This is a genomic window from Kroppenstedtia guangzhouensis, assembly GCF_014637345.1.
Lineage (GTDB): Bacteria > Bacillota > Bacilli > Thermoactinomycetales > DSM-45169 > Kroppenstedtia > Kroppenstedtia guangzhouensis.
In genome coordinates, this window is sequence record NZ_BMEX01000002.1 from 141,360 (window position 1) to 166,679 (window position 25,320).

The 25,320-nt window shown below is 54.0% G+C and carries 27 protein-coding genes; 2 read left to right on the forward strand and 25 right to left on the reverse strand.

From position 1 onward, the window contains the following. From yqfD to IEV46_RS03290, 10 genes are all read right to left on the reverse strand, one after another. Positions 1–1,203 carry a sporulation protein YqfD gene (yqfD, locus tag IEV46_RS03245; RefSeq protein ID WP_188429840.1) on the reverse strand — a complete coding sequence of 401 codons (1,203 nt, stop codon included), beginning with the start codon at positions 1,201–1,203 and terminating at the stop codon, positions 1–3. 13 nt (positions 1,204–1,216) lie between these two features. Then, on the reverse strand, positions 1,217–1,495 hold the full coding sequence (gene yqfC, locus IEV46_RS03250) for a sporulation protein YqfC (RefSeq protein ID WP_188429842.1): 279 nt from the start codon (positions 1,493–1,495) through the stop codon (positions 1,217–1,219). A gap of 176 nt (positions 1,496–1,671) precedes the next feature. Further along, positions 1,672–1,878: an alpha/beta-type small acid-soluble spore protein gene (locus IEV46_RS03255; RefSeq protein ID WP_188429844.1), complete on the reverse strand. Its 207-nt coding sequence runs from the start codon at positions 1,876–1,878 to the stop codon at positions 1,672–1,674. Between the two features lie 511 nt (positions 1,879–2,389). Then, positions 2,390–2,560 carry a hypothetical protein gene (locus IEV46_RS03260; protein WP_188429846.1) on the reverse strand — a complete coding sequence of 57 codons (171 nt, stop codon included), beginning with the start codon at positions 2,558–2,560 and terminating at the stop codon, positions 2,390–2,392. A gap of 122 nt (positions 2,561–2,682) precedes the next feature. After that, positions 2,683–3,102, reverse strand: coding sequence for a hypothetical protein (locus IEV46_RS03265; RefSeq protein WP_188429848.1), 420 nt, complete (start codon positions 3,100–3,102; stop codon positions 2,683–2,685). Between the two features lie 40 nt (positions 3,103–3,142). Continuing rightward, positions 3,143–4,117, reverse strand: a complete 975-nt coding sequence (gene floA, locus IEV46_RS03270) for a flotillin-like protein FloA (RefSeq protein ID WP_188429854.1) — start codon at positions 4,115–4,117, stop codon at positions 3,143–3,145. A 21-nt stretch (positions 4,118–4,138) separates the two neighbouring features. Next, positions 4,139–5,494, reverse strand: coding sequence for an NfeD family protein (locus tag IEV46_RS03275; protein WP_188429856.1), 1,356 nt, complete (start codon positions 5,492–5,494; stop codon positions 4,139–4,141). A gap of 101 nt (positions 5,495–5,595) precedes the next feature. Beyond that, positions 5,596–6,039 (reverse strand): GatB/YqeY domain-containing protein, encoded by a 444-nt coding sequence (locus IEV46_RS03280; protein ID WP_188429858.1) that lies wholly within the window; start codon positions 6,037–6,039, stop codon positions 5,596–5,598. Between the two features lie 20 nt (positions 6,040–6,059). Continuing rightward, the gene (rpsU, locus tag IEV46_RS03285; RefSeq protein WP_188429860.1) at positions 6,060–6,230 is read right to left on the reverse strand and encodes a 30S ribosomal protein S21; all 171 of its coding nucleotides are present in this window, start codon (positions 6,228–6,230) and stop codon (positions 6,060–6,062) included. Between the two features lie 191 nt (positions 6,231–6,421). Then, the gene (locus IEV46_RS03290) at positions 6,422–6,778 is read right to left on the reverse strand and encodes a histidine triad nucleotide-binding protein (RefSeq protein WP_188429862.1); all 357 of its coding nucleotides are present in this window, start codon (positions 6,776–6,778) and stop codon (positions 6,422–6,424) included. 139 nt (positions 6,779–6,917) lie between these two features. Between IEV46_RS03290 and IEV46_RS03295 the strand changes: the two genes are divergently transcribed. Together IEV46_RS03295 and IEV46_RS03300 are read left to right on the forward strand one after the other, a co-directional pair. Beyond that, entirely contained in the window at positions 6,918–7,247 is a 330-nt protein-coding gene (locus tag IEV46_RS03295; protein ID WP_188429864.1) for a hypothetical protein, read from the forward strand. 244 nt (positions 7,248–7,491) lie between these two features. Beyond that, a complete protein-coding gene (locus IEV46_RS03300) occupies positions 7,492–8,475 on the forward strand; it encodes a Na/Pi symporter (protein WP_188429866.1) in 984 nt (327 codons plus the stop codon). Here IEV46_RS03300 and deoC read toward each other — a convergent pair. The 15 genes from deoC to IEV46_RS03375 form a co-directional block, all read right to left on the reverse strand. Beyond that, positions 8,469–9,116: a deoxyribose-phosphate aldolase gene (deoC, locus tag IEV46_RS03305; RefSeq protein ID WP_229735900.1), complete on the reverse strand. Its 648-nt coding sequence runs from the start codon at positions 9,114–9,116 to the stop codon at positions 8,469–8,471. The two genes, IEV46_RS03300 and deoC, sit on opposite strands and share 7 nt — an antisense overlap. A 20-nt stretch (positions 9,117–9,136) precedes the next feature. Then, positions 9,137–9,586, reverse strand: coding sequence for an NUDIX hydrolase (locus IEV46_RS03310; protein WP_188429870.1), 450 nt, complete (start codon positions 9,584–9,586; stop codon positions 9,137–9,139). Positions 9,587–9,671: 85 nt separating this feature from the next. Next, positions 9,672–10,484: an AAC(3) family N-acetyltransferase gene (locus IEV46_RS03315; protein WP_188429872.1), complete on the reverse strand. Its 813-nt coding sequence runs from the start codon at positions 10,482–10,484 to the stop codon at positions 9,672–9,674. A gap of 26 nt (positions 10,485–10,510) precedes the next feature. Then, complete coding sequence (locus IEV46_RS03320) at positions 10,511–11,011, reverse strand: hypothetical protein (RefSeq protein WP_188429874.1); 501 nt, start codon at positions 11,009–11,011, stop codon at positions 10,511–10,513. Between the two features lie 172 nt (positions 11,012–11,183). Further along, positions 11,184–12,527, reverse strand: coding sequence for a tRNA (N(6)-L-threonylcarbamoyladenosine(37)-C(2))-methylthiotransferase MtaB (gene mtaB / locus IEV46_RS03325; protein ID WP_188429876.1), 1,344 nt, complete (start codon positions 12,525–12,527; stop codon positions 11,184–11,186). Then, positions 12,524–13,273, reverse strand: coding sequence for a 16S rRNA (uracil(1498)-N(3))-methyltransferase (locus IEV46_RS03330; RefSeq protein ID WP_188429878.1), 750 nt, complete (start codon positions 13,271–13,273; stop codon positions 12,524–12,526). Before IEV46_RS03330 ends, mtaB begins: the two co-directional genes overlap by 4 nt. A 21-nt stretch (positions 13,274–13,294) precedes the next feature. Further along, positions 13,295–14,233 (reverse strand): 50S ribosomal protein L11 methyltransferase, encoded by a 939-nt coding sequence (prmA, locus tag IEV46_RS03335; protein ID WP_308420260.1) that lies wholly within the window; start codon positions 14,231–14,233, stop codon positions 13,295–13,297. A gap of 128 nt (positions 14,234–14,361) precedes the next feature. Next, positions 14,362–15,495 carry a molecular chaperone DnaJ gene (dnaJ, locus tag IEV46_RS03340; RefSeq protein ID WP_188429880.1) on the reverse strand — a complete coding sequence of 378 codons (1,134 nt, stop codon included), beginning with the start codon at positions 15,493–15,495 and terminating at the stop codon, positions 14,362–14,364. Positions 15,496–15,618: 123 nt separating this feature from the next. Then, on the reverse strand, positions 15,619–17,448 hold the full coding sequence (gene dnaK / locus IEV46_RS03345; protein WP_188429887.1) for a molecular chaperone DnaK: 1,830 nt from the start codon (positions 17,446–17,448) through the stop codon (positions 15,619–15,621). A gap of 64 nt (positions 17,449–17,512) precedes the next feature. Next, positions 17,513–18,235 carry a nucleotide exchange factor GrpE gene (gene grpE, locus IEV46_RS03350; protein ID WP_188429889.1) on the reverse strand — a complete coding sequence of 241 codons (723 nt, stop codon included), beginning with the start codon at positions 18,233–18,235 and terminating at the stop codon, positions 17,513–17,515. Between the two features lie 4 nt (positions 18,236–18,239). After that, positions 18,240–19,796, reverse strand: a complete 1,557-nt coding sequence (locus tag IEV46_RS03355) for a TCP-1/cpn60 chaperonin family protein (RefSeq protein ID WP_188429891.1) — start codon at positions 19,794–19,796, stop codon at positions 18,240–18,242. 90 nt (positions 19,797–19,886) lie between these two features. Continuing rightward, complete coding sequence (gene hrcA / locus IEV46_RS03360) at positions 19,887–20,915, reverse strand: heat-inducible transcriptional repressor HrcA (protein WP_188429893.1); 1,029 nt, start codon at positions 20,913–20,915, stop codon at positions 19,887–19,889. 99 nt (positions 20,916–21,014) lie between these two features. Next, on the reverse strand, positions 21,015–22,160 hold the full coding sequence (gene hemW, locus IEV46_RS03365) for a radical SAM family heme chaperone HemW (protein ID WP_188429895.1): 1,146 nt from the start codon (positions 22,158–22,160) through the stop codon (positions 21,015–21,017). A 66-nt stretch (positions 22,161–22,226) separates the two neighbouring features. Beyond that, the gene (gene lepA, locus IEV46_RS03370; RefSeq protein WP_188429897.1) at positions 22,227–24,059 is read right to left on the reverse strand and encodes a translation elongation factor 4; all 1,833 of its coding nucleotides are present in this window, start codon (positions 24,057–24,059) and stop codon (positions 22,227–22,229) included. Between the two features lie 616 nt (positions 24,060–24,675). Beyond that, entirely contained in the window at positions 24,676–25,305 is a 630-nt protein-coding gene (locus IEV46_RS03375) for a hypothetical protein (RefSeq protein ID WP_188429899.1), read from the reverse strand. Positions 25,306–25,320 lie beyond the last annotated feature (15 nt).

Sequence of the window (25,320 nt, forward strand, 5' to 3'; positions counted from 1 at the left end):
TCAATCCCCTTGCAATATCGGTTGTGAAACAGCAATGTTCTCCACTGCATCAAAGTGTATCTTCATAATAACTTTACCATCAACCACGCGGGGGTGCAAAATTTTTTCCCCCAAAATCCGCCCATCCTCTCCCATTTTCGCCATCAGATCCTCCCGGGCCCGTTCTTTTCCGAGAGCGATAGCCTGTTTGACACCCAGTTTCTGGTGAACCCATTTCATCTCCAGCCGCTCTTCTTCCACCCATCCGAAGGGGAGGCGCCGGTTGCGGATCTGGAGAGCATGAGTCGTCCGGATCGTTTCATAGCGTTGGAAGGATTCCGGAAACATAAACGGGATGCGGATCATCCTGGACCCAACGTATGGAAACCAAGCCATCTCCCTGTTACCTGTATAAACTTTTCGCTTTTGCGCCAGGGGAACTGTCACTGTGGAGTCATACCAAACTTCTCCCATCACCTTTCCTTTGGCTCCTACCAGTTTGCCCGAGTCCGGTTGATCCGGATCCCCATACCAACCGGAAACCAGCAGTTGCCCTTTTTTCACCGGTTCATTCACTTCCACCAGCGGTCGGCCCCGTTCCACCCTTATATCATAAATCATGGCGTTCCGACGGGCCACGAGCTGGATCGGTCCATTCCCCTGTTGCTCCCGCTCATCCACCCGTTTTTTTTCCACAACCGTGACCACTGCCCTTGTGCCCTCCATACGAAATCCGACCCAGGATACCTGCGGCAGTCCGGATTGCAACCGGTACTGGATTTCCTCATTGGAAGGCACCCGGCTTTTCAACTGCCCGATATAAACACCCTCTTTTTGCAGCAGTCTGACGATTTCTTTGGAGGGAACGGTCTCGTTTCCTTCCACCTCCACAGACCAGATGACAGAAGTCAGGGAAAAGATCATCAGTATAAACAGAAGAAATCCCCACAAGAAAAATTGTCTCCTGCGAAGACGCATCCACCAAAAGGGGAGTCCTTTTTTTTCAAGTATCCGTGACTTGGTCCTGGTTCCCTTTAATACAGGTCTTAACTGAAAGTAATCCCCCACAGAAAGGGTCAACCGGATACGATTCCGGGAGAGCCAGACGATCCGGCTGATATGGATCCCCCGGTTCAACGCATTATTGATGAATCTTTCGAGAGCCGGACCCGTCAACTCCACACGCAGGCTCCCCTGAATCTTTCGCGGCCATTGTTTTTGCAAAGGTCTTCTCCCCTTAGCCCAGATACTTCACCTCTGAGATCTCCCCCTCCACCCATACTTCATCAGAGTAAATCGCATGGATAATCAAGCTTTTCCCGCGGATGGCTAACTGCCCCTTCTCTGTCCGCATTCGAATTTCTTCCATATTGAAATGTTCCACACCCTGATGGTTTTCCACATGAACCCGGTAGGGCCCGATCATGATCACCCGGGGCAAGTTGCCCGCCACATCCCGAGGTAATTCCAACCAATCCGCAGCGATTCTTCTCATCTTGCTGCCCAGTTTCCCCATGGAACATGCCCTCCATCTTCCTAAAATAAGCCATATGCCCGCCGGATGAATAATATGAGACAAGTCAGGGAAAAACGGAGTCGATGAAGTTTATGAGCGAACGGCGCTTGTCTGTGTACGTCCACAATAAAACCGATGCGGTCCATGGCCGCATCGGTTGATTCCCAATGATTGCCCTATCTCGGTTGCTCTCCTGTCTGCTGCTGTTGGGCCTGACGTACCAACCGTCTGGTAATCTCCCCTCCGACAGAACCGTTGGCCCGGGCTGTGGTCGATTCGCCCAGCTTGACACCGAATTCGGAGGCGATCTCCTCTTTGTACTGTTGCAACACTGCGGCGGAGCCGGGGACCAACAGACGGTTGCTGCTGCGGGTACGCACCATCCATGCTCACCTCCTTTTTCTTTTTTAGTCTGATTGAAATGGGGGAAAGCATGAGGCGCACTTGTTTCCAAGGAAAGGGGAGCCATGATCCCTGACAGTTTCCGGAATAGTTATGATTTAGTGCGTTCTTGAATGATCGGATGAGGTTTCACATGACCTTTTCGTCGTTTTGAACTGCCCAAAATCACTCCATGTGAAAACCGATCCTCCCTGTGAACGGCTTTTTCACAAGACTTCTAGGTATCTTTTTAGAACCAGCTCTCTTGCTTTAAAAGCATATTGGCAGGTCAGGTCTGTAATCCTTCAGAATCTGCAGTATTTCCCCTCGGTTTCATCATTCAGCACTCGATGACGAAAATCGTGCCACTGTCACACAGAAGTCAACCACCCAGCCAAACCCGACCGGATGGTTGAAAGAAATAAATGATCCGATTGTTCCTGGTCATTGTTCTAAACCGCCAAAGTCACGATCCGCTGACACTCTCCCTCCACTCACCTTCCCAACACCTCTCTAATTCCTGCCCCGGCGCATCTGTTCTTCAATCAGACCCACTTTCCGGTTGATCTCTTTCATCAAACGGATATGTTCGGCCATCATCTGTTTGATCGCTTCTGGAACCATCATTTGTGTCTGAGCGGACATCCAAGGTGTCTGCATATTCCGTTGAAAATAAGGATACAATCTTCTCCCCCCTCTCCCGGGTGTTCCGGTATCAATCTATGCACAAACACCCACCGGGGGAATGAGCACCCTGTAAAAAAACAACAAAAACCCTTTCCCATAGGAAAGGGCATCCCGACGGGTCATCTGCCGAGAGGACCCCGTCTGTTTCCCGAACGGCGGAACCGGGGACCGTCCAGGATTTCTTTCATGATGATCGCCTGCTTTAAGCTTTCCCGATTGAAGTCGGAAATGAGGGGATGTGGTTTCGCTGTTGCCTTCTCTTTCACAAGCAGCGGCGGATCCGATTTTGTCCGGACAAGAGGTGTCGGCTCTTCCGACTCGGGAATGATCCGTTCCCTGTCCTTTGTTTGGATCACCGGAAATTTTTCTTTCTTCTCTCGCTTCCGATGCCGGGATTTTGCTTGGGGCGGTGGGGACTGCCGCTGACGGCCCGTCTCTCCGCCTTCCCGCCGAAACAGCCGTGACAACCCGGCAAAGAGCAAGTAGAGAAACAGGACCGTCACGATTCCGTTGGAAAACAGGATCTCCAAAAGTTCCATCGGAACACCTCCTCCCGGTGATCACTGAAACAGCAACCGATCAACTTTCTTCTTCATCCCCTTGGGAGATGGATTTGCGCATATCTGTGTCAGCCGCGATGTTCTGCAGGTTGTAATAATCCATCACACCCAGTTTCCCGCTTCGGAGCGCTTCAGCCATCGCCATCGGCACTTCCGCCTCCGCTTCCACCACTTTGGCACGCATCTCCACGACGCGGGCACTCATCTCCTGCTCTTGAGCGACGGCCATTGCCCGCCGTTCTTCGGCTTTGGCCTGGGCGATCTTCTTGTCAGCTTCCGCCTGGTCGGTCTGCAGGGTGGCCCCGATGTTTTTACCCACATCCACATCGGCGATATCGATGGACAGGATCTCAAAGGCGGTACCGGCATCCAATCCCTTCTCCAAAACCGTGTTGGAGATCAAATCGGGATTTTCCAGAACCTCTTTATGGCTGTTGGCGGAACCGTTGGTGGTGACGATCCCTTCACCCACCCGGGCGATGATCGTCTCTTCACCGGCACCCCCGACGAGGCGGTCAATATTGGCCCGCACGGTCACCCGGGCAACCACCTTCACCTCGATCCCGTCCTTGGCGACGGCGGATACCACCGGAGTCTCAATCACTTTCGGGTTGACACTCATCTGTACGGCTTCCAGCACATCCCGCCCAGCAAGGTCGATGGCGGCGGCCCGTTCAAACATCAGGTCGATATCCGCCCGTTGGGCCGCGATCAGAGCGTCGACGACGCGATCCACATTCCCCCCCGCCAGATAATGAGTTTCCAGCATTTCAATGGTTACTTCCAACCCCGCTTTTCTCGCCTTGATCAGCGGGTTGACAATCCGGGACGGAACGATGCGCCGCAGCCGCATCCCGATCAGAGTGGTCAGTCCCACATAAACACCTGACGCCATCGCAGAAATCCACAACATCACCGGCACGAAGGTGAACAGGATCGAAAGCGCTACAATCGCGATCACTGCGATAAACAGGATACTAAAAACAGTCCCCATAAAAATCCTCCTTTAACTGAATCATCGGGACCCGGAATCCGCCCCGTCATCTGAAGAGGTCAGCCCCCGAACCACCACACGAAGTCCCTGAACATCCACCACTTTCACTGGAGTGCGTGGCGGGATGAAACCGCCTTCACTCACCACATCCACCCGTTTCCCTTCGATCACTGCAGTCCCTGCAGGTCGGAGAGGACTGAGAGCCATCCCTTGTTTTCCGATCAGTTCCCGGCGTCCCGGTTGAGCCACATAGCCCGTAGTATTGTCCTGAGCCGTATGCAGGACAAACCGTTTCACCCCCCTCTTGAGACCGAGACGACGGACAGCGATGATCATCCCCACAACGGTCAACAACAGAGCGACAACCAAGGTGGTCAAACTAAACATCCGGTCGGCTGCGGCGGCCACGATGGAGGCTACCAAGGACAGCAGACCAAGAATTCCAAAGATACCGAACCCGGGGACAAAAATTTCAATCAACAGAAGAATGAGACCGGCAGCAAACAGGACAAATGTTTCCATTCCGGCCAATCCGGCCAGATAGTGACCGAAGAAATAGAGACCGAAAGCACTGAGGCCGATGACACCCGGAAGGCCAAAGCCGGGGGTCAGAAATTCAATGGCAAGCCCGGCCAAACCCACCATGAACAAGACCGGAATCACATACGGGCTGGTGACAAACCGGGCCACCTGTTCACTCAGGGTCTGATCCACTCGGACCACATCGGATGGATGAGCCTTGACAAAACGGAGTACATCCGCATCCCCCTTCACCATCCGATCCGCCATCTTTCGTTGGATGGCCTGGCCGGCGGAAAGGCTGAGGAGTTCCCCTTTTTTCTTCAACCCTTTGATCTCCAGATTCCGATCCACCATGCCGGCGGCAATCTCAGGATCTCTGTCGTGAGCTTCCGCCGCCGCCCGCATGTTGGAAGCCCAGAAAGCCACTGTCTTCGGATCCGCACGCTCTCCGGTGATGGTTCGGGGTTCCGCCGCTCCCATGGCACTTCCCGGTGCCATCAAGATATGATCGGCATTCAAGGCGATGTAGGAACCGGCGGAAATGGCTTCCCCTTTGATATACACCGTTACTGGTATTTTGGATGTGCGAAGCAACTTTCCGATCTCCAAAGCTGCCGCCACATCTCCACCGAGGGTGTCCATCTCCAGAATGATCGCTTCCGCGCCACCCTCTTTCGCTTCTCGGAACCCCCGGTCGAGAAACCGGGCCAGTCCCTGTTCCACTTCTTGATCCAGGGGAATCCAATAGACTGCCCTGCCATGGCTGGCTTCCGGCTCCGCTTGCACTGCCGGAATCATCATGCTGAGAGTGAGGAAACAGAGCAAAAGGAGCAGTCCCGCCCGACCCATTCGCATTCCTTCCCCCCATCCGTATCTACGGTTCATAACGGAAAAAGTTCCACATCTTTATTTTAACCCAGGATATAGAAAAAACACAGCGCGGAAACCGCTGTGTTTTACTGCAGTCCTTCCTGAACCAGCCGGTTCACCCGCTTTCCATCGGCGCGCCCTTTTACCCGGGGCATGACTGCTTTCATCACTTTTCCCATATCGGCCTTGGAAGCAGCACCAGTGGAGGCGATGGTCTCCTGAACGATCTTTTTCAGTTCGGCATCCGTCAGCTGCTCAGGCATGTATCTTTCCAACACCGCGATCTCATCCCTTGCTTTTTGAGCAAGGTCTTCCCGTCCCACCTGTTCAAACTCCCGGAGGGAGTCCCTCTGCTGTTTTAGTTCTTTAGCCACAACGTCGAGGGCTTCTTCCTCCGTCAGAGAGTGTTGAAGCTCGATCTCCTTGTTTTTTATGGATGATCGAACCATTCGGATGACGGACAAGGTGGTCTTTTCCTTGTTCTTCATCGCGGTTTTCATATCTTGATTCAACCGCTCAATCAGGCTCACCAGACCCGCACCTCACTGAATTATTTCCGTTTCCGGGCAGCGTCGGATTTCTTTTTTCTTCTGACGCTGGGCTTTTCGTAGAACTTGCGCTTCTTCAGCTCCCGCATCGTCCCATCTTTGGCGATGGACTTCTTGAAGCGGCGCAACGCTTTGTCCAGCGATTCGTTTTTACGAACGTGAACTTCCGCCATGGTTATCCCTCCCTCCGCGGGTGTGATCCACCCGTGGGATCAACCGCTGGGATGTAGCGTACCCATAGGCTGGATGCAAGCGAAGGCTTCCCATTTGAGAGGGACAACGCGCACCCTGAACCTGAATCCCCCTTGCGGCGCAATAACAAAACAGACTCAACGGCTATTATACTATACCGTCAAATTACGTGTCAAAGAACCGTTTCAACCGGAGGCCAGCTCAGAGACCGTCCCCCGAGGAGATGAAAGTGAATGTGATAAACTGTCTGACCGCCTTCATCCCCGCAGTTATTCACAATCCGGAACCCCTTGTCGGCCACGCCCAGCTCATCGGCGAGCCGGTTGATCACAGAGAAAATCCGTCCCAGAAGAGGCCCCTCCTCTTCCCCGATGTCCCGGACGGATGGTATATGCTTTTTCGGAATGATCAGTATGTGGACCGGAGCTTGGGCGTGAATATCGCGAAACGCCAACACATCCTCATCTTCGTACACCTTCTCCGCCGGGAGACTTCCCTCCACGATTTTGCAGAAAATGCAGTCTGTCATGATATCACCTTCCTTCGGGTTGTCCGTATTATACCAAAAATCAGGATTCGGAGAAACAACGGGGACATGAACAAGAACACCCGCCCGGACATATACTAGGTTGCCGAGGATTCAGAAAACGTTTGAAGGAGGAGACACCATGACCGGAAACCGCAGGGAACAGCTTCGGCAGATGATCCGGGAAATTGTCAAAGAGGAATTGGACCGTTCCGCAACCGCCAAGACAGATAAATCGGAAAAAAAAGCGAAAACAAAAGGTCCCCAGGAACCATCCTCCTGTCTCCAACCCGTGCTAGGGAATCGGGAAACCGCACCTCCTCCACCCTGGGCTCTTTTTGGTTCCCCCCAGCCTGCCCCGGATGGAAAGGAAAAAACACCCTTTCACCATTCCCGCACCCATCAGCTGTACACTCCGGACTCTCCCCTCAACCCGCCTCCCTTCATCTCTGGAAACCGGGTGTCGGACTAGAAGGGGCGTGATTTAGTGCGTCTTGGACGGTCGGGATTGGGTTTCACATTCCCGGCGTCAAAGTCCTGACGATCCAAAGACTCCATGTGAAACCCACCCCTCCCTGTAAAGGGCTTATTCACCCCCTTTAACATCAGGATGGAAAACCCCTCTCCACCAGGACAGGGGTTTCATTTTTGCCTCGGAGGCATGCCTGTCCCCCATCAGCCATATACATGGGTACAGGCGGAGGGGGGGCTGAATGATGAAAGAGATTGTAATTCCTTTTGCAACGGGACTGGCCATCTTTTTGTTCGGAATGCAATTGATCCGGGTCGGGATGGAGGAGCTGACCGCCCACCGGATGCAGCATTTCCTGCTGCGTTTTACCAAAACACCGATTCGCGGTTTTGGGACGGGATTGGTTGCCACTCTCTTTTTGCAGAGCAGCAGTGCAGTCACCATCCTGACCATCGGTTTTGTCAACGCCGGATTGTTAACCTTTGCCCAAACCGTGGGTATCATCCTGGGAACCAATGTGGGTACCACAGTCACCACGGAAATCTTGGCTCTGAAGGTGGAGGATTTCGCTCTTCCTCTGATCCTGACAGGAGCTGCCTTCTACGTTCTCCCCTGGAAAAAGATCGCCGCCCTCGGTCTGGCCATCGGAGGTTTTGGCTGTATCTTTCTCGGAATGGAAGCCATGCAATGGATCGCCGAACCCATGAAAAACCGGGGTTGGGTTGCCGCCCTCCTGGACAGTGGGTATCATCCTGTCTTTTCCGGTATACTTTCCGGGATCCTGCTGACTGCAATCATTCAGAGCGGAAACGCCGTCATCGCCATTACCATGGGCTTCTTTGCCACGGGATTGGTCCCTTTGCCCTTCGCCATCGCCGTCGTATTGGGAAGCAATGTGGGCACTTGTATCACAGCCTTTCTCGCTTCCATCGGAACGGAACGGGCGGCAAAACAAGTGGCCCTGGCTCATTTATTGCTCAATGTCGGAGGACTGCTCCTGTTCCTGCCCTGGGTGGGAACCATCGCCGGAGTGGCACACTGGTTATCTAACAACCCAGCCACTCAGATCGCCCACATCCAAACCCTGTACAATCTGATCTGTTCCCTGGCGGTTTTGCCTTTTGCAAGCTCCTTCGCCAGAATGGTTTCCCGGATCCTCCCGGAGCAGAACCCCTCCTGGTCCCTCAGTAGACCTCGCTCTCATCCGCTGTTCAAATGGCATCAGTAACCTTCGCTGCCCCGGCCGTCGCTCACAATGGCGACCCCGGAGCTGGCACCGAGCCGGCTGGCACCTGCCTCCACCATTTTTTCGGCGGTTTCCCGGTCACGAATCCCACCGGATGCCTTCACTCCCATATCCGGTCCGACGGCTTTCCGCATCGCCCGGACAGTACCCACCTCGGCTCCGCCGGCACCAAATCCCGTCGAGGTCTTTACAAAATCGGCCCCCGCCGCCTTGGCTTGATCACAAGCCATCCGGATCTCATCTTTATGAAGCAGGCCTGTCTCCAGAATCACTTTGACTGTGGCTCCCGACGCCGCTTTCACTACTGCGGCAATATCATTTCGGACCTGATCGAGATCTCCCGATTTGAGGGCTCCGATATTGATCACCATATCCACCTCCCCGGCGCCGTCCTCAATCGCCTTCCGGGCTTCAAAGGCCTTCACTTCAGAGGAAGTGGCCCCCAAGGGAAAACCGATCACGGTGCAGACTTTCACCCCTGATCCTTTCAACTTTTCCACCGCCCGTCGCACCCAGTACGGATTGATACAAACCGAAGCGAAACCATGGGTTGCGGCTTCCGCACAGAGTTGATCGATTTGCTCCGCTGTCGCCTCCGGTTTCAACAGAGTATGGTCGATCATCGATGCCAATTCTTTTGCGTTCACTGCTGATCCTCCTCCGATTCCTCCACTTTGATTTCCAGACAAGCAAAGGCTTTGTTGATCACACTCAGGTTATTCTCATATCCCCTGGTCCGTTGTTTCTCCCAGACTTGTTGCAGACACAACCACGCAACGCCGGAGATTTCCGAAAGTTGAGGAACGGTTTCTCCACCTTCAGCCTTCACCAAAAAATAGCGAACTTCTTTTTCCATCTCTCCGCAACTCGGGTGGAAGTAACGATAAAAGACGGTTTCAAGAGGTTGTTCGATCTTTCCCTCAACACCCGTCTCCTCCAGAATCTCACGTAGGGCGGTCTCCTCATCAGTCTCACCGGGCTCTTTTTTCCCTTTGGGCAAAGTCCAGCGGGAATAACGATCTTCGATCATCAGGATGAAGCAAGCACCCATCTCCTTCTTATAAACGACACCGCCTGCAGATATCTCTTTCACAAGTCCTGCCCCCTTGAGCTCGTGGATTCATTTTAGCATCCGATGCAGAATCTGCCCCATACAGACTGCTCCGGGAAAGCCGGTTTCAACGGGAAGACCGCTTCATGGAAAACCAGTCCACAGCGAAATCGACGGCTTCCCGCATCCCGAACAGCCGGCTTTCCGCCAATCCGACCCGGCTGATCCGAGGGGGATGGATACGCTCAAAGGCTTCCCCGATCAAGGGGAATAAGTCCGTTTGATGCTGCAAATCCTGATAAACTTTCCACACCCGTCTACCATCTTCCATCACCGGAGCCCCTTCCTCCACCACCGTTCCTCCCGGCACCCGATATTCTGCCAAATGAAAGGAGGTGTTGCTCTCATAGCCCACTCCCAGGAGAAGAACATCAGCCGATCGATCGTACAACTTGGCCAAGGGGGAGTTTTCACCGAGCCCGAAGGCCAATCCATGATCCGCCACCACTTCCCCCGCCTCCTTTCCCCAGGCGGCAAGGGACAGCTTTGGATGGTCGCTGCGAAGCACCCCCGGGAAAGTACGAAAGGTATCCGCCACCCGCCCCATCCAGAAAGCAGGGGTGACCTGAGGATCATAAGCTGGCAGATGCTCCCGGATCACCGGCCACCATTCTTCAGGCACCGGCGGGTTTTCCCAGAATGAAGGCTCCGACAGTTGAGGAGATTGGGTCGGCATCACCAGAGTCCCTGAGGGAGTCAGCACATCCATCAGCGCCTGGATGACAGTTTCCGCCCCTCCCACCACATATCCGAGGGAAGAGAGGGAAGTGTGGACAATCACCGTCGCACCTTCTCCCAATCCCAATTCTTTCAGATCCGCCGCCAGACTTTCCCGGGTCCTCGGCACGGAGGTCTGGGTGATCACTTCTCTTTCTCCCATATCCCTCTTTTCCTCCTTATATCCATTTATCCTTCTTTCATATCGTGGACCACCGCTTCCACAGCACACTGGGGAGAGCAGCACTCCCCTTCCCGGTTTTCCTCGTCGAGAAAGATCCCCTCGATCCCGAGTTCCCGCCGGGCTGAATCATCCGGGTTGAAGTGATGTCCGCAGACCGCACAAAGCTTGAGATGGGGGGTTTTCTCCAACCGCTCCAACAAATCCTGCACCTGCGGTTGCTCCAGTTTGAACTCTTCCACAGCAACATGCAAAAAATGTTGAGCCGTCTCAAAAAAACGGACATCCTCCTTTACGTAGTTCTGCTCATTCCAAAAAGCCCACCTTCCATCCGCCAAATGCGTGAGGTGATATCCGTCCCCCAAGGGACAGGAGGATTCTTTTAACGCCTGATATGTACGAAAACTGAGTTCACTGGCCAGATGTTCCAAGAGTTCCCCATCCACTTCCTCCAGCACATCATTCCAGTCGAATTTGTCCAGCGCGTCTTCCCAATCTTCAGATGCCATCTCTACCGCCTCCTCTCGGGGATTCATCTCTGTCAGCTCCATTCACTCTTAAAAAACGTAGGGCATCGCTTAACAGTATAGATCAAAATTTTAAATGAAACAGCTTTTCTCCCTCAAAAAACCGCCCTTTAGAAAGGGCGGCCGGATCATTTGTCATGTGAGACAGGAACCTTCAGCCTGCATACGGGCGGGGGACTTCGTCCATAGTGCGGACAAAGGTGCCTTGGCTGTACTCGGAACCGGGTTGATCCAAACGAACGCGGCACACCTGGCCTACCAGTTCTTTATTCCCGGAAAAGGCGATCTGCAGATAATTGTCGGAATACCCCACCATCCATCCGCTGTCCGGACCCTCTTTCAATGGACCCTCCGGGATCACTTCCAGCACCTCACCCGCAAACTTCGAGGCGTAGGCCATCGCAAGGTGATCGGAGAGGGCGATCAACCGTGCGACCCGCTCCTGCTTCACCTCTGCCGGCACCTGATCCGGCATCCGCGCCGCGGGAGTTCCCGTCCGGGTGGAGTAGGGAAAAACATGCAGCTCGGAGAAGCCCAGCTCTTCGATCAGGCGATATCCGTTTTCAAACTGTTCCTCCGTCTCTCCGGGAAAGCCGACAATCACATCGCTGGTGATGGCCACTCCCGGCATCGCTTGGTGGATATACTCAATTTTGCGACGGTATTCATCCACCGTGTAACGGCGGCGCATCCGTTTCAGCACCGCATCATCCCCGGCCTGCAAAGGGATATGAAGATGACGACACATCTTATCGGATTTGTTGAGAACATCGATCACCCGGTCATCGATCTGGCTGGCTTCGATCGAGCTGATCCGGATCCGTTTCAGCCCCTCCACTTTGTCCAGGTCCCAGAGCAGATCCGACAGCTTGTAGTCCTCAAAGTCTTCCCCGTAGCCCCCGGTGTGAATTCCAGTGAGAACAATCTCCTTGTAGCCGGCTTCCACCAGCTGCCGGGCCTGCCGGAGCACACTTTCCGGCTTTCGGCTTCTGAGGAGGCCGCGAGCCCAGGGAATGATGCAAAAGGTGCAGAAATTGTTGCAGCCTTCCTGGATTTTCAGAGAAGCCCGGGTCCGCTCCGTAAAGGAGGGAACATCCATTTCCTCAAATTCCCGGGTCTTCATAATGTTTTTCACTGCGTTGACCGGCTTTCGTGTCTGTCGATGTTCCTCGATATATTGAAGGAGTTTGTCCCGTCCCTGGGTCCCGATCACCACATCCACACCGGGAATGTCCATGATTTCACCAGGGGATGTTTGGGCATAACAACCGGTCACTGCCACCACGGCTTCGGGATTTTTCCGGACGGCCCTCCGAATCACCTGGCGGCTTTTCCGATCTCCGGTATTGGTCACCGTACAGGTATTGATCACATATACATCGGCCTTCTGTTCAAAATCGACCTTTTCGTATCCTCCGCGCTGAAACAGCTGCCACATGGCCTCCGTCTCATAAGCGTTCACTTTACATCCCAGTGTATGGAATGCCACCGTGCTCACAGTGGCTCACCTCCCATCTCACCGTAAGAATAATGAATACAAGACAACAATGCCAGCGGTGCCGTCTCCGCTCGCAGGATCCTGGGACCCAAGTGGACGGTGACAGCGCCGGCAGCGACCGCCTCTCTTTCCTCTGTTTCCGTGAACCCACCTTCGGGACCTACCACCACCATCAGGTGTTCCTCAGCAGATTCCTGCAGCGCTTCTCTCAGGGGACGGCCTCCCTTTTCGCTGGCAAGGAGAACCCGGTCAAAAGCGGAAAAGCGTTCCAGCAACGACCGCCAGTCCGTCACCCCTTCCACATGGGGGATTTGTCCCCGGTGGGACTGTTCCGCCGCTTCCTTGGCGATCCGTTGCCATCGCTCCCTTTTCTTGCCCGCTTTTTTTCCGTCCAGTTTCACCACGGTCCGGGCAGAGGTGAACGGGAGAAAAGAAGCGGCCCCCAATTCGGTCCCCTTCTGCAGCATCCACTCCCATTTATCCCCTTTAGTGAGCGAGGCGGCAATGGTAACCTGGATTCGGGGCTCTCCACGGGAGGCCGTCGTTTCCAGGATTCGGCATCGTGCCTCCCCTTCGCTTACCGACACCAGTTCAGCCAGGTAATCAGTTCCCCTGTTGTCGCAACAGATCAACCGATCCCCCGCCTTCATGCGCATCACGTTTTTGATATGATGAACATCATCGCCGCGAACCGTGATCCGGTCCGGGCTGCTGATCTGAGTTGAATCGACAAAATATCTTTGCATAAAGCCACTCCCACCATATTATCACGTTCTGGCAGTCATCGCTACCCAGTCCCCTTCCTGCAACCGATCCGTCACCCGGAAACCGGCTTGGCCTAGAGCCCTCACCACACTTCCCTCTTTTTGGGAAATCACTCCCGAAGCGATAAACCATCCACCGGGACGGATCACCCGGGGCAGATCATCAGTGAACTGGACAATGATTTCCGCCAAAATATTGGAGATCACACCATCTGCCGACTCCTTCACTCCCTGAAGGAGATTTCCTTGCCGGACAGCGACGGTTTGCTCTAAGCCGTTGAGTCGAACATTTCGATTTGTGCTCTCCACCGCCAACGGATCGAGGTCCAGCGCCAATACTTCTCCGGCACCCAGACAGGCGGCAGCGATGCTCAACACCCCGCTGCCGCAGCCGACATCCATCACTTTCTGTCCCGGTTGAAGCTCGCGCTCCAACAATTTCATACTGAGGATCGTGGTGGGATGGGCTCCAGTCCCAAAGGCCATACCGGGATCCAGTTGGATCACCCTTTCTTCGGCAGAAGCGGGTTCATAAGAAACCCAATGTGGTTTGACTGTTAAGCGATCCGTCACCCGGATCGGCTTGTAATATGCTTTCCACGCCTCAGCCCAGGACTCCTCCGAAACCCTCTCAAAAATGACTGATGCCGGCCCCGGATCCAGACCGAACCGCCTCAGGTGCCGAACTTTCTCCTCTAGTTGTTCCGGCAGCGTGTCATCGAAAGATGCAGCGGGAAAATAGCCGGAGATCCAGACCCCTTCTTCCGGATAATCTTTTGGTGACAGGGAGATGATTTCTCCGAAGGGTGTTTCCCACTCCCGCAAGAGAACAGAAGCATCCAGCACCGCCGTTCCTTCGGCACCCGCTTCCAGGAGCAGATGGGACACCGCTTCTTCTGCTTCAGTTGTGGTATGTACTCGAATCTCCATCCAATCCAACAAGCTCACTCCTCCTATAAAAAAACGGGCCTTTCAACGCCCGCCCCGCAAAAAAGTAAACAGGGGAATCCGGGCCCCACCGGACCCGGATCCATCCGTTCACCGTCGTTATGCACCATTGTTGCCCGCAATCAATCCCCAGTAAACGCCCGTTTCATTTTGTCAAAAAAACTGCTGTTCTGTTCCAAAATATAATCTCCACTCAGATTGCCAAACTCACGCAACAGCCTCTTCTGCTCTTCCGACAATCCCGTGGGGGTGACCACTTTGACGCGGATCTGCTGATCTCCGTATCCTCTGCCATAGAGACGGGGAACCCCTTTGCCCCGGAGCCGGAATTCCGTTCCGGTCTGGGTCCCTGCGGGAATTTTGATCTTGGCCCGCCCCTTGAGGGTGGGAACGACGATCTCGTCTCCAAGGGCAGCTTGAACGAAGGTGATCGGCAGCTCACAGGTGATGTTATCCCCTTGCCGTTTGAAAAAGTCGTGGGGTCTGACCTTGATCGTGATATACAGATCCCCGGGAGGACCTCCGTTCAGTCCCGGTTCACCCTCTCCGGACACACGCAACTGTTTCCCCTCATCAATCCCTGATGGGATGTTGATATGGATCTTTCGCCGCTTCTTCACCTGTCCGGAACCGCTGCATTCCTCACATTTTTCTTTGATAATCTTGCCCCGTCCACTACAATCTTGACACACCCGCTTGTTCACGATGCGACCAAAGGGAGTGTTTTGCACGGTCTCCGACTGGCCCGTCCCTTGGCAGCGGGAACAGGTCTCCGGACGGGTTCCCGGTTTGGCACCACTTCCATGACAGTTCCCACAGGTCTCCGTTCGCGGGATGGAAATATCCATCTCTCGACCGAAGACGGCATCCTTAAAATCGATGGTCAAGCGATACTCCAAGTCAGCACCCTGGCGAGGAGCATGGGGATTGCGACGGCTGCCGCCGAAAAACATATCGAAAATATCCCCAAATCCAAAGTCGCCGGCACCGGCTCCCGCGCCGAATCCGCCAAATCCACCGGCTCCTGCCCCGGCAGCACCCGGATCTGCGGTGCCAAAACGGTCGTAGTTGGCTTTCTTTTGAGGATCCCGGAGAACTTCATAGGCTTCGGTCACTTCTTTAAACTTCCGTTCTGCATCCGGTGATTTGTTTACATCGGGGTGGTATTTCCGGGCCATTTTCCGGTAGGCCTTCCGGATATCTTCGCTGGACGCATCCCGGGCGACACCAAGGGCATCGTAGTAGTCCTTACTCACCGGATCACCTCCTCTGATTCACAAGATATGTCTTTAGGCAACCGAAGATCCTGTGACCACTGATCGGAAAAAGCCAAAGCCGGGCACCGGGTGCCGACTTTGACTTCCCATCCGGGAATCCTGTTATTTCTTCTGGTCTTCATCATCCATTACTTTATACTCGGCGTCAACTACCTCATCATCCTTTTTGGCATCATCGGTCTTTTCCGTCGACTGCTGAGCCTGTTGATAAAGTTTGACAGACAGCTCCTGCACCACTTTTTCCAACTCTTCGGAGGCTTGTTTAATCTCTTCGGTATCATCGCCTTCCAGAGCCTTTTTCAGCTTATCTTTCGCCTCGTTGGCTTTGTCCAGTTCGGCCTGATCCACCTTGTCTCCCAAATCTTTCAGGGTTTTCTCGGTGACAAAGATCATTTGATCCGCCTGGTTACGAATCTCCACTTTTTCTTTTCTCTTCTTGTCCTCTTCAGCATATTGTTCCGCATCCCGCACCATCCGCTCAATCTCCTCATCAGACAGACCGCTGGAAGATTTGATGGTGATGGCTTGGCTCTTACCGGTGGCTTGATCTTTGGCGGAAACATTGACAATCCCGTTCCGGTCGATCTTAAAGGTGACCTCGATCTGCGGTACGCCCCGGGGAGCCGGGGGAATATCGGTCAGTTGGAACCGTCCCAGGGTTTTATTGTCGGCGGCCATTTCCCGTTCCCCTTGCAGGACATGGATATCCACCGCAGTCTGGTTATCGGCGGCAGTGGAAAAGACCTGGGATTTCTCCGTGGGGATCGCCGTGTTCCGTTCAATCAGCTTGGTGAAGACGCCACCCAGGGTTTCAATGCCCAGGGAGAGAGGGGTCACATCCACCAGCACCACATCTTTGACGTCCTCGGAAAGGACACCCCCCTGAATGGCAGCTCCCATGGCCACAACTTCATCCGGGTTGACTCCTTTGCTGGGTGCCTTACCGGTCAGGTTCTTGATCGCTTCCTGAACCGCCGGGATCCGGGTGGACCCCCCCACCAGGATCACGCGGTCGATTTCCGACGGATCCAGCTGGGCATCCTGGAGTGCCTGACGGGTCGGGCGCATCGTCCGCTCCACCAGGTCCGCGGAGAGTTCCTCAAATTTGGCCCGTGTCAAGGTTACTTCCAAGTGTTTGGGACCGGAGGCATCCGCCGTCAGGAAGGGAAGCGAGATGGTGGTGGTCAGCACACCGGACAAATCTTTCTTCGCCTTCTCGGCAGCATCTTTCAACCGTTGCAAGGCCATCCGGTCGTTGGACAGATCGATGCCGTTCTCTTTCCGGAATTCCTCCACCAGGTGGTCGATGATCACCTGATCGAAGTCATCCCCTCCCAGGCGGTTATCCCCGCTGGTGGCTTTCACCTCAAACAGACCGTCCCCGATATCTAGAATTGAAACGTCGAAGGTACCACCACCCAGGTCAAAAACAAGAATGGTCTGCTCCTCATCCTTTTTGTCACTCCCGTAGGAGAGGGCGGCGGCGGTCGGTTCGTTGATAATCCGCAGAACTTCCATTCCGGCGATCTTTCCCGCATCCTTGGTGGCTTGACGTTGACTGTCGTTGAAGTAAGCCGGGACGGTGATCACTGCCTGGGTCACTTCTTCCCCCAGATAAGCCTCTGCATCCGTTTTCAGCTTTTGCAGGATCATCGCCGAAATTTCCTGGGGTGTATACTCTTTGTCCCCGATTTTCTCCTTGTGCCCCGTTCCCATGTGCCGCTTGACGGAGCTGACCGTCTTGTCCGGATTGGTGATGGCTTGCCGTTTGGCCGCTTCCCCCACCAAACGCTCACCGGATTTGGAAAAGCCCACAACAGAGGGAGTCGTGCGCTCTCCTTCCGCATTGGGAATGACTTTCGCTTCGCTTCCTTCCATAAAAGCCACACAAGAGTTGGTGGTTCCCAAGTCGATTCCGATCACTTTTCCCATCCAAGTTGTACCTCCTTCTCGGACTCCTGTACCAAATCAAACATTATGCTTGACAATGTGAGTTTCAAGTGCTCACTTTCACCATCGAAGGTCGGATCACCCGATCCTTGAATCGATAACCCTTTTGCAATTCTTCCACAACCATCCCCGATTCCACGCCGGCAGCCTCCACTTGCATTACGGCATTGTGTTCATGGGGATTAAACTCTTTCCCTTCCGCTTCGATGGTGCTCAAACCATGCTCTTCAAGGATTTGTAACAGCTGTCTGGAGATCATCTCCACACCCTTGTGGAGAGCTTCAGCTTCTTCACTCTTGGCCCCCGCATCCAGTGCCCGTTCCAGATTGTCAATCACTGGGAGGAGCGATTCCATCAAAGGAGCGGCGGCATATTTGGCCAAATTTTGCTGGTCTTTGCGGGTCCGACGCCGGAAGTTTTCCAGATCAGCCCGAGCCCTGAGGAGACGTTCATAGTTTTCATCCGCTTCTTTCTTCCAGCGGTTTGCTTCCTCTTTCACCTGTTCCAGCTCATCCTTCAGTGCATTTAACACCCCAGCATCTGGAACGGGAGGCGGGGGGGTTTGATTCGGTCCCGCTTCATAGACGGTATTTTCCGGCTTCGGCATCTCCCTTTCCGTTGTTTCCGGTTCCCGGCTTCTCTCACCGATTTCTTTCTCCGCCAATTCCATCTCCTGGCGCTCCCGCGCTTCCTTGGCTTTTCTCAATTCCCTTGCGGTCACGGGACGGCGTCGATTTTCACCGTCCGGGTTGAAATCGTTGGAAGTCATGGTTTCACCTCATACTTTCTGCATCCGTAGATCGCATCGTCACCACCGTGTGGATCCTCAGGATGGCGGTGCTGACTTCTCCGGCTGCCTGCAGTGCATGATATTTCACCGGTAGGGGATCCACCACTCCCATATCCACCATGTCACAAACAGCGCCCCGGTCACAGTCGATTCCAAGGGAGACGGTTTGCCGTTTCCACTGAAGAGCCTTCACCTCTTCCACTTTCTCCAGGGGATTGAAACCGGCATTGGCCACCACTTGGGACATCGGTCTGTGAAGGGCTTCTGCCACAGCAGCCACCCCGAAAGCTTCCATTCCTTGCACAGTATCCCCGTATTTTTCTACTTCACGCGCCAATGCCAGTTCTGCAGCACCTCCCCCGGGGAGAAAGCCCCCGCGGATGGCTGCCTGGGCGGCAGCAGCTGCATCTTTGGCAATCCGCTCCCGTTCCTCAACCACTTCTTCCGTGGTTGCACCTACCAAGATGGAAGCAAAAGGTTTACCAGTCCCTCCGGAAATCCGAAGCCATCCCAATCTCCCTTCGTCCTCCACTTCTGTACAGGATCCGATGAGAGGTTCCAACTCCTCAGGTGAACGCTTCAGTCCGGTTCGTTTCAGAATCCGGGCTCCGGTATAATCCGCCACCCGGATGAGGTGGTCCAGTCCCACTTGCTGAGCCACGACAATCCCGGCATCTGTCAGCACTTCTTCTGCGCCTGGGTCCACCTCACCCTCCACCAGGACGAGATCCACATCCAGATCCACCAATTTGAGAATGATTCTCTCAAACTCTTGCTTCAAACTCTCCTGTTTTGCAAAGCCAGCCTCGGTTCTAAGAGCCTCTTCATCCACAGGCTCCGGACGGAAATCCTCCGCGACCAGCAACACCCGGACGGGAGTATCGGTTTCCGTTGTTCTCAAATTGATGTAACCCCTGGGGACCAATAGACCGTTGATGACCCCGTGTTCGGCCCGAGGGTGGGCCACCACGGCATCGGCGAGGCGGAAATCCTTCTCCAACAGTTTCTCCCGTCCCATGAGAACAGCGGCTTCCATCACCAATTCGGTCAGATCCTCCTGTTCCCGCCCCGCAGTGTAAACAATGCGTTGGAGCCAATCATCTTCGAGGTCCCAGATCGGCTGGGCCATCGCTTGCATCTTCTCCAAAGCATACCGGATCCCGCGGCGAATTCCGGCAATCACTTTTGACACCGGAACTCCGCGGGCCACCTGTTTTGCCCCTTCTTCCACCAAGGCAGCGGTCAGCAAGGTGGCCGTGGTAGTGCCATCCCCCACTTCTTCTTGTTGGGCTCTGGCAATACCGGCAACCATGCGGGCGACCGGATGTCGTATATCCATCCGGTTGAGAATGGTGACTCCATCGTTGGTGACAATCACACCACCGTCATCCCCCACCAACATGGTGTCCAGCCCTTTGGGACCCAAGGTCCCTCTGACCGCTTCCGCCACCCTCCGGACGGCTTCGGCATTGACTGTAAGAGCGCCAGAAAAGGGTTTCCGCTCCTCCAGGGTGACGATCGGTTCCTCCTGACTTTCCATGGGTCGCTCACCTTCTATCCGTATAAGCATTGAGACAAAGGGGTTGCAAACGAACCCGCAACATGGTTCTCTCCGAACCCGGAGATGGGATCATCCGTAAATCCGTCGCAAATGTTCGGAAAAGTCTCGAGTGAGCACTTCAAGCAAGCTGACCACCTTCCGGTAGTCCATTCGTGTAGGACCCAGAACCCCGATCGTCCCCAGGGAGCGACCGTTCACGGTAAAGGAAGCTGAGACAATGCTGCAGTTGTTGACTGCCTCCAGGTGATTCTCCTGACCGATCCGGATCTGGACCCCAGTGTCCTCCTGATTGGACAACAGCTTGACCACCGTCTCCGTCTCCTCGAAAAGCTCCATCAGAGCCTTCACTTTTTCCACATCCTTAAATTCCGGTTGGGTCAGGATATTGGTCGTCCCGCTGGTAAAAATTCGACCTTCCTGGTCTGCGGCCAACATCTGATCGATGATCGCCTGGAGGTATTCATAATTTTTCGCATGCAGGCTGAGCTCCTGATAGAGCTCTTTGTATACCGCCCGCTTCAGACGAAAAAGTGGGACATCGGAAAGCTTGGCATTCAACAGATTGACCATCTGTTCAATCCAAGAGAGAGAGACTCCTTCCGGAACTGTGATCCGTCGTCGATCCACATGACCGGTGTCCGTCACAAGAATCACTACAGCCATCCGATCATGGAGCGGGATCACTTGCAAGTGTTTTAGCTTATTATCATATAATTCCGGTCCCAGCATAATCGATGTGTAATTGGTGATCCGGGACAATATGGATACGGTCTGCTGAATGGTTTGTTCCAGAGCATCCATTTGAGAGGCAAACAATTGTCGGATCATGAGGAGCTCCGACCGTTTGGGACGCTCGGGGCCCATCAGGTGATCGACATAATAGCGGTAGCCAATCTGACTGGGTATACGACCGGCAGATGTATGCGGCTGTTCCAGGAAACCCATCTCTTCCAGGTCGGCCATTTCATTCCGAACTGTGGCTGCACTAAACCCGATGTCTTTCCGTTTGGAAACGGTGCGTGAACCCACCGGCTCAGCATGGACGATATACTCATCCACAATCGCACGGAGGATCTTTTCTTGCCGCTCGGTCAGCATCTGCCTCCCCCCTTGTTAGCACTCCAATATCACGAGTGCTAAGTCTACCTCTAAAAGGTATCAAACCCCTCCCCTGTTGTCAACGCCGATGAGGCATGGTTAAGCCGATTCTCCGAGAAAAGCGGCGAAAACATCGTTTCCAAACAGCAAACCCCGTTCCGTCAACCGATACCGACCCTCTTCCTTCCGGATGAGACCTTGCTTTTGCAAGTCTTCCAGCACCGAACCGAACACGTTCTCCGGAGGTTTCCCGTACAGCTCTGCAAACTTCCTTCGGCTCACTCCGTTCATCAACCGGAGCCCCAGAATAAAATGATTCTCCATCATCTCTGCCACCGATACCCGGTGGGTTCCGGCAATCGGACGCCGGGAGCGGGAAAGACGGATGTACTCCCCCACCCCGCGAACATTTTCGTAACGGACGCCCTTCGCATAACCATGTGCTCCGGCCCCCAGACCGTAGTAGGGCTGATTCATCCAATAGGTGCTGTTGTGCCGACTCTCCCGCCCCGGTCGGCTGAAGTTGCTCACCTCATATTGCAGGAAGCCCGCTTCTTCCAAACGACGGCGGGTCAGAAGATACATCTCCAACTCCTCATCTTCCGAAGGCAGTGGGAGCTTTCCCTGAAGTCGTTTATGATGAAAAACCGTCCCCTCCTCCACCTTGAGACTGTAAACGGAAAAATGATCCGGGCCGAGCGCCAGCCCCCGAACCAATGCTTCCTCCATATCGGCGACGCTCTGCTGGGGAAGGCCGAACATCAGATCGAGGGACACATTATCAATCCCTGCCTCTCGGGCAGCCTCCACACTGTCGGCAATCTCATCCACCCCGTGATCCCGCCCGATCTCGGACAACAGATCCGGTCGGAAGGTTTGCGCCCCAAAACTGAGACGATTGACACCCCTTTCCTTCATCACCGCCAGTTTCTCCGGTTCTGTTGTTCCCGGGTTGGCTTCCACAGTGAACTCCAGCCGGTCCGACCAGACGGGAAAATAACGCCGAACATCCTTCAACAGCCGCTCCATCTGACGGGGCGTGAGCACAGTGGGGGTGCCGCCTCCGATAAAAATCGTCTCTATCTTCCCCGGCGGAATCTCTTCCACCATTCGGGCCATCTCCCGTTCCAGAGCTTCCAGATACTCATCCACCGGTTGCCCACCTACCACATAGGCGGTGAAATCGCAGTAATGACATTTGCGAGCGCAAAACGGGATGTGAATATAGACGGATTCGGGCGCCATGTCCGGACACCTCCTCTCCCTGAAAAAACCGCAAGCGGATACCGGGGTCGCCGCTCGCGGTTGAGTCTATTTTTTGGAGTCGGAATCGTCCATCTGAAGGACAGCCATAAACGCCTCCTGCGGAACCTCCACGTTGCCCACAGACTTCATTCTTTTTTTTCCTTCCTTCTGCTTCTCCAACAGCTTGCGCTTCCGGGAAATATCCCCGCCGTAACACTTGGCCAACACATTTTTCCGCTGGGCCCGAATCGTCTCCCTGGCCACCACCTTGTTCCCTATGGCCGCCTGCACCGGGACCTCGAACATTTGACGGGGAATCAATTGCCTCAGCTTCTCCACCAACTGCCGGCCCCGCTGATACGCTTTGTCCCTGTGAACGATGAAGGATAGGGCATCCACCGTCTCCCCGTTCAGCAGAATATCCATTTTCACCAGGTTGGAAGTCCGATAACCGGCAATCTCATAATCGAAGGAAGCATAACCCTTAGTGCCGGATTTCAGCTGGTCGAAAAAGTCATAGACGATCTCTGCCAAGGGAAGCTCATAGACAATATTGACCCGGTTGGCATCCAGATACTGCATATCAATATATTCGCCCCGTTTGGTCTGACACAACTCCATCACTGCACCCACATAGTCGTTGGGCACCATGATAGATGCCTTGACGTAAGGCTCCTCCACATGATCCACTTTCTGTTGGGGCGGCATGTGAGTCGGATTCTCAATCTCCAACATTGTTCCATCCGTGGTATGCACATGATAAACCACACTAGGGGCGGTGGTGATCAAAGGAATGTTGTACTCCCGCTCAATCCGCTCTTGAATGATCTCCATATGCAGAAGCCCGAGAAAACCACACCGGAACCCAAAGCCCAAAGCCCCGGAGGTTTCCGGTTCATAGCGCAGGGAGGCATCATTCAGTTCCAGTTTCTCCAACGCTTCCTTGAGATCCTCGTAATCCCCGGAGTCGACGGGATACATCCCGCAGAAGACCATTGGATTGATTCTGCGGTATCCGGGCAACGGTGCCGGTGCGGGACGGTTGGCATCGGTGATGGTGTCTCCTACCCGGGTATCCTTCACATTTTTGATGGAGGCCACCATGAACCCGACTTCCCCCACGTTTAATTCATCCCGGGAAACGGGCTTCGGTGTGAACACCCCCACCTCAGTGACTTCAAATTCCTTGCCGGTGGACATCATGCGCACTTTCATCCCCTTGCGGATGACACCGTCCACCACCCGGATATAGGAGATGGCTCCCTTGTACGCATCATAGACGGAATCGTAGATCAAAGCCTTCAACGGTGCATCGGGGTCCCCTTCCGGCGGGGGAACCTTCTCCACGATTCTCTCCAGGATCTCCCGGGTTCCAATCCCCTCCTTGGCCGACGCGAGCACAGCGTCGGAGGCATCCAGGCCGATGAGTTCCTCCACCTCCTGCCGCACCCGGTCCGGCTCCGCACTGGGCAGATCGATCTTGTTGATCACAGGCAGAATCTCCAGATCGTTGTCCAAGGCGAGATACACATTGGCCAAGGTCTGGGCTTCCACCCCCTGGACAGCGTCCACCACCAGGAGCGCCCCTTCGCAGGCGGCCAGACTTCGAGACACCTCATAGGTGAAATCCACATGCCCTGGGGTGTCGATCAGGTTGAGAATATATTCCTCGCCGTCCTTCGCTTTGAAAGGAAGGCGGACCGATTGTAATTTGATCGTAATGCCCCGCTCCCGTTCCAGATCCATGGTATCCAGGTACTGATCCTGCTTTTCCCGTTCGGAAAGCGCCCCGGTTTGTTCCAGGAGCCGGTCGGCCAGGGTAGATTTTCCATGGTCGATATGGGCGATGATCGAAAAATTACGGATCATTTGCTGCTGTTGCCGTTTCGAATCACTCATTCAGTTCCCTCCTGAACGGAAAACACGTACCATCTGCATCTTATTTATTATAGCAGTCCGACTCATGGGGGACAACGGAGGGAAGAAGTCCGGCGGGGAAATTTTTCCCCGAAGATGGTGCACAGATGGTACCAGGTGGGGATCACGATTCCCATATCAAGGGTGTTGATCAGCTTTCATGGGCAGGAAACAGGGTCGGGACAGTGGGGCTTCGGTTCGGACTAGAGCACAAGTCTCTGTGAGCTTTTTGCAATGATCGGAGACTATCACACAGGCCTCCCTCAACCGCATATAGTCATCAACAGAAGGAAGTTCATGGCGAATATCGTAAGATTTCAATTCCGCTGCCCCCCCATCCTCAAAGCACAAATTCAAAAACCGGTCTGTACGTCTTTCAAAGAACCGCCCCGCCTTATCAGAAACTCGGCCCATCTTTCAATCGCTCTTGTTCCATGTGAAACCCAACCCTTCCTGACCGGGGAGCGAAGCGACCCTGGGCACGACCTGTGCCCTGTGGGTATGACGGCTTTTTCGCAACGCTTCTGGTAAAAACCCCTGTACCGATATTAAATGATGGAAATATGAACGGTTCCTTTGCTGAGGGACAGTCCATTCATCAACCTTTCTTCTCTTTTTTAGGCCAGATCGTGTAAGAAAAGGACCAGATAAAGTCAATAATCAACACTTTGACCCAGATCGCACTTATACGGCTTATCGACTCCGACTCGTCGTTCAGAGAAAAATTTACGTCAAGATGCCGAAGCCACTTAACCACCTCAGATGGCACGTAGTCAAAAAAGAGGGCAAAGGCGAAATGGGCTGCAACAAACAGGAAAAAATGAACATAGAATTTTTTCCTCTCTGATTTTGCATGTTCCTTCCCGTACAGACGCCGTTCCGGTTTATCATCGCTTTTGGGTGGTTCTTCACCTTTCCACACAGCAACTTTCCTCTGAATCCACCGATCCAACCGTTTAAAATCTTTCTTTCCGGCTGTAAGTGCATAAATCAGCGCGATACCGATGATGATCTGAAACTGGTTGAGATGTCCGGTCCTCATGTAATCGAGCACGCCGATTGTAGCAAGCCACAGGTCACTGAGCAACCAGAGAAAAATCAAGTATTTACTCAACTTAATCAGGTTGAAGGCATACCTCAACAACAAAAATCCAATCAGACTGCCCCAAAAAATGACTTCCCCAGCAATAAAAAAGTACCATTTATGATCGAGGACAAATTCGGTCACCATTCATCCTCCTTC

Excerpts from the sequence above, each read along its gene's own strand:
- yqfC (WP_188429842.1), bottom strand. The coding sequence starts at position 1,495 with ATGGGGAAACTGGGCAGCAAGATGAGAAGAATCGCTGCGGATTGGTTG.
- IEV46_RS03255 (WP_188429844.1), bottom strand. The coding sequence starts at position 1,878 with ATGGTGCGTACCCGCAGCAGCAACCGTCTGTTGGTCCCCGGCTCCGCC.
- IEV46_RS03265 (WP_188429848.1), bottom strand. The coding sequence starts at position 3,102 with ATGGAACTTTTGGAGATCCTGTTTTCCAACGGAATCGTGACGGTCCTG.
- floA (WP_188429854.1), bottom strand. The coding sequence starts at position 4,117 with ATGGGGACTGTTTTTAGTATCCTGTTTATCGCAGTGATCGCGATTGTA.
- IEV46_RS03275 (WP_188429856.1), bottom strand. The coding sequence starts at position 5,494 with ATGCGAATGGGTCGGGCGGGACTGCTCCTTTTGCTCTGTTTCCTCACT.
- rpsU (WP_188429860.1), bottom strand. The coding sequence starts at position 6,230 with ATGGCGGAAGTTCACGTTCGTAAAAACGAATCGCTGGACAAAGCGTTG.
- IEV46_RS03290 (WP_188429862.1), bottom strand. The coding sequence starts at position 6,778 with ATGACAGACTGCATTTTCTGCAAAATCGTGGAGGGAAGTCTCCCGGCG.
- IEV46_RS03295 (WP_188429864.1), top strand. The coding sequence starts at position 6,918 with ATGACCGGAAACCGCAGGGAACAGCTTCGGCAGATGATCCGGGAAATT.
- IEV46_RS03300 (WP_188429866.1), top strand. The coding sequence starts at position 7,492 with ATGAAAGAGATTGTAATTCCTTTTGCAACGGGACTGGCCATCTTTTTG.
- deoC (WP_229735900.1), bottom strand. The coding sequence starts at position 9,116 with ATGATCGACCATACTCTGTTGAAACCGGAGGCGACAGCGGAGCAAATC.
- IEV46_RS03315 (WP_188429872.1), bottom strand. The coding sequence starts at position 10,484 with ATGGGAGAAAGAGAAGTGATCACCCAGACCTCCGTGCCGAGGACCCGG.
- IEV46_RS03320 (WP_188429874.1), bottom strand. The coding sequence starts at position 11,011 with ATGGCATCTGAAGATTGGGAAGACGCGCTGGACAAATTCGACTGGAAT.
- IEV46_RS03330 (WP_188429878.1), bottom strand. The coding sequence starts at position 13,273 with ATGCAAAGATATTTTGTCGATTCAACTCAGATCAGCAGCCCGGACCGG.
- dnaK (WP_188429887.1), bottom strand. The coding sequence starts at position 17,448 with ATGGGAAAAGTGATCGGAATCGACTTGGGAACCACCAACTCTTGTGTG.
- grpE (WP_188429889.1), bottom strand. The coding sequence starts at position 18,235 with ATGACTTCCAACGATTTCAACCCGGACGGTGAAAATCGACGCCGTCCC.
- IEV46_RS03355 (WP_188429891.1), bottom strand. The coding sequence starts at position 19,796 with ATGGAAAGTCAGGAGGAACCGATCGTCACCCTGGAGGAGCGGAAACCC.
- hrcA (WP_188429893.1), bottom strand. The coding sequence starts at position 20,915 with ATGCTGACCGAGCGGCAAGAAAAGATCCTCCGTGCGATTGTGGATGAG.
- hemW (WP_188429895.1), bottom strand. The coding sequence starts at position 22,160 with ATGGCGCCCGAATCCGTCTATATTCACATCCCGTTTTGCGCTCGCAAA.
- lepA (WP_188429897.1), bottom strand. The coding sequence starts at position 24,059 with ATGAGTGATTCGAAACGGCAACAGCAGCAAATGATCCGTAATTTTTCG.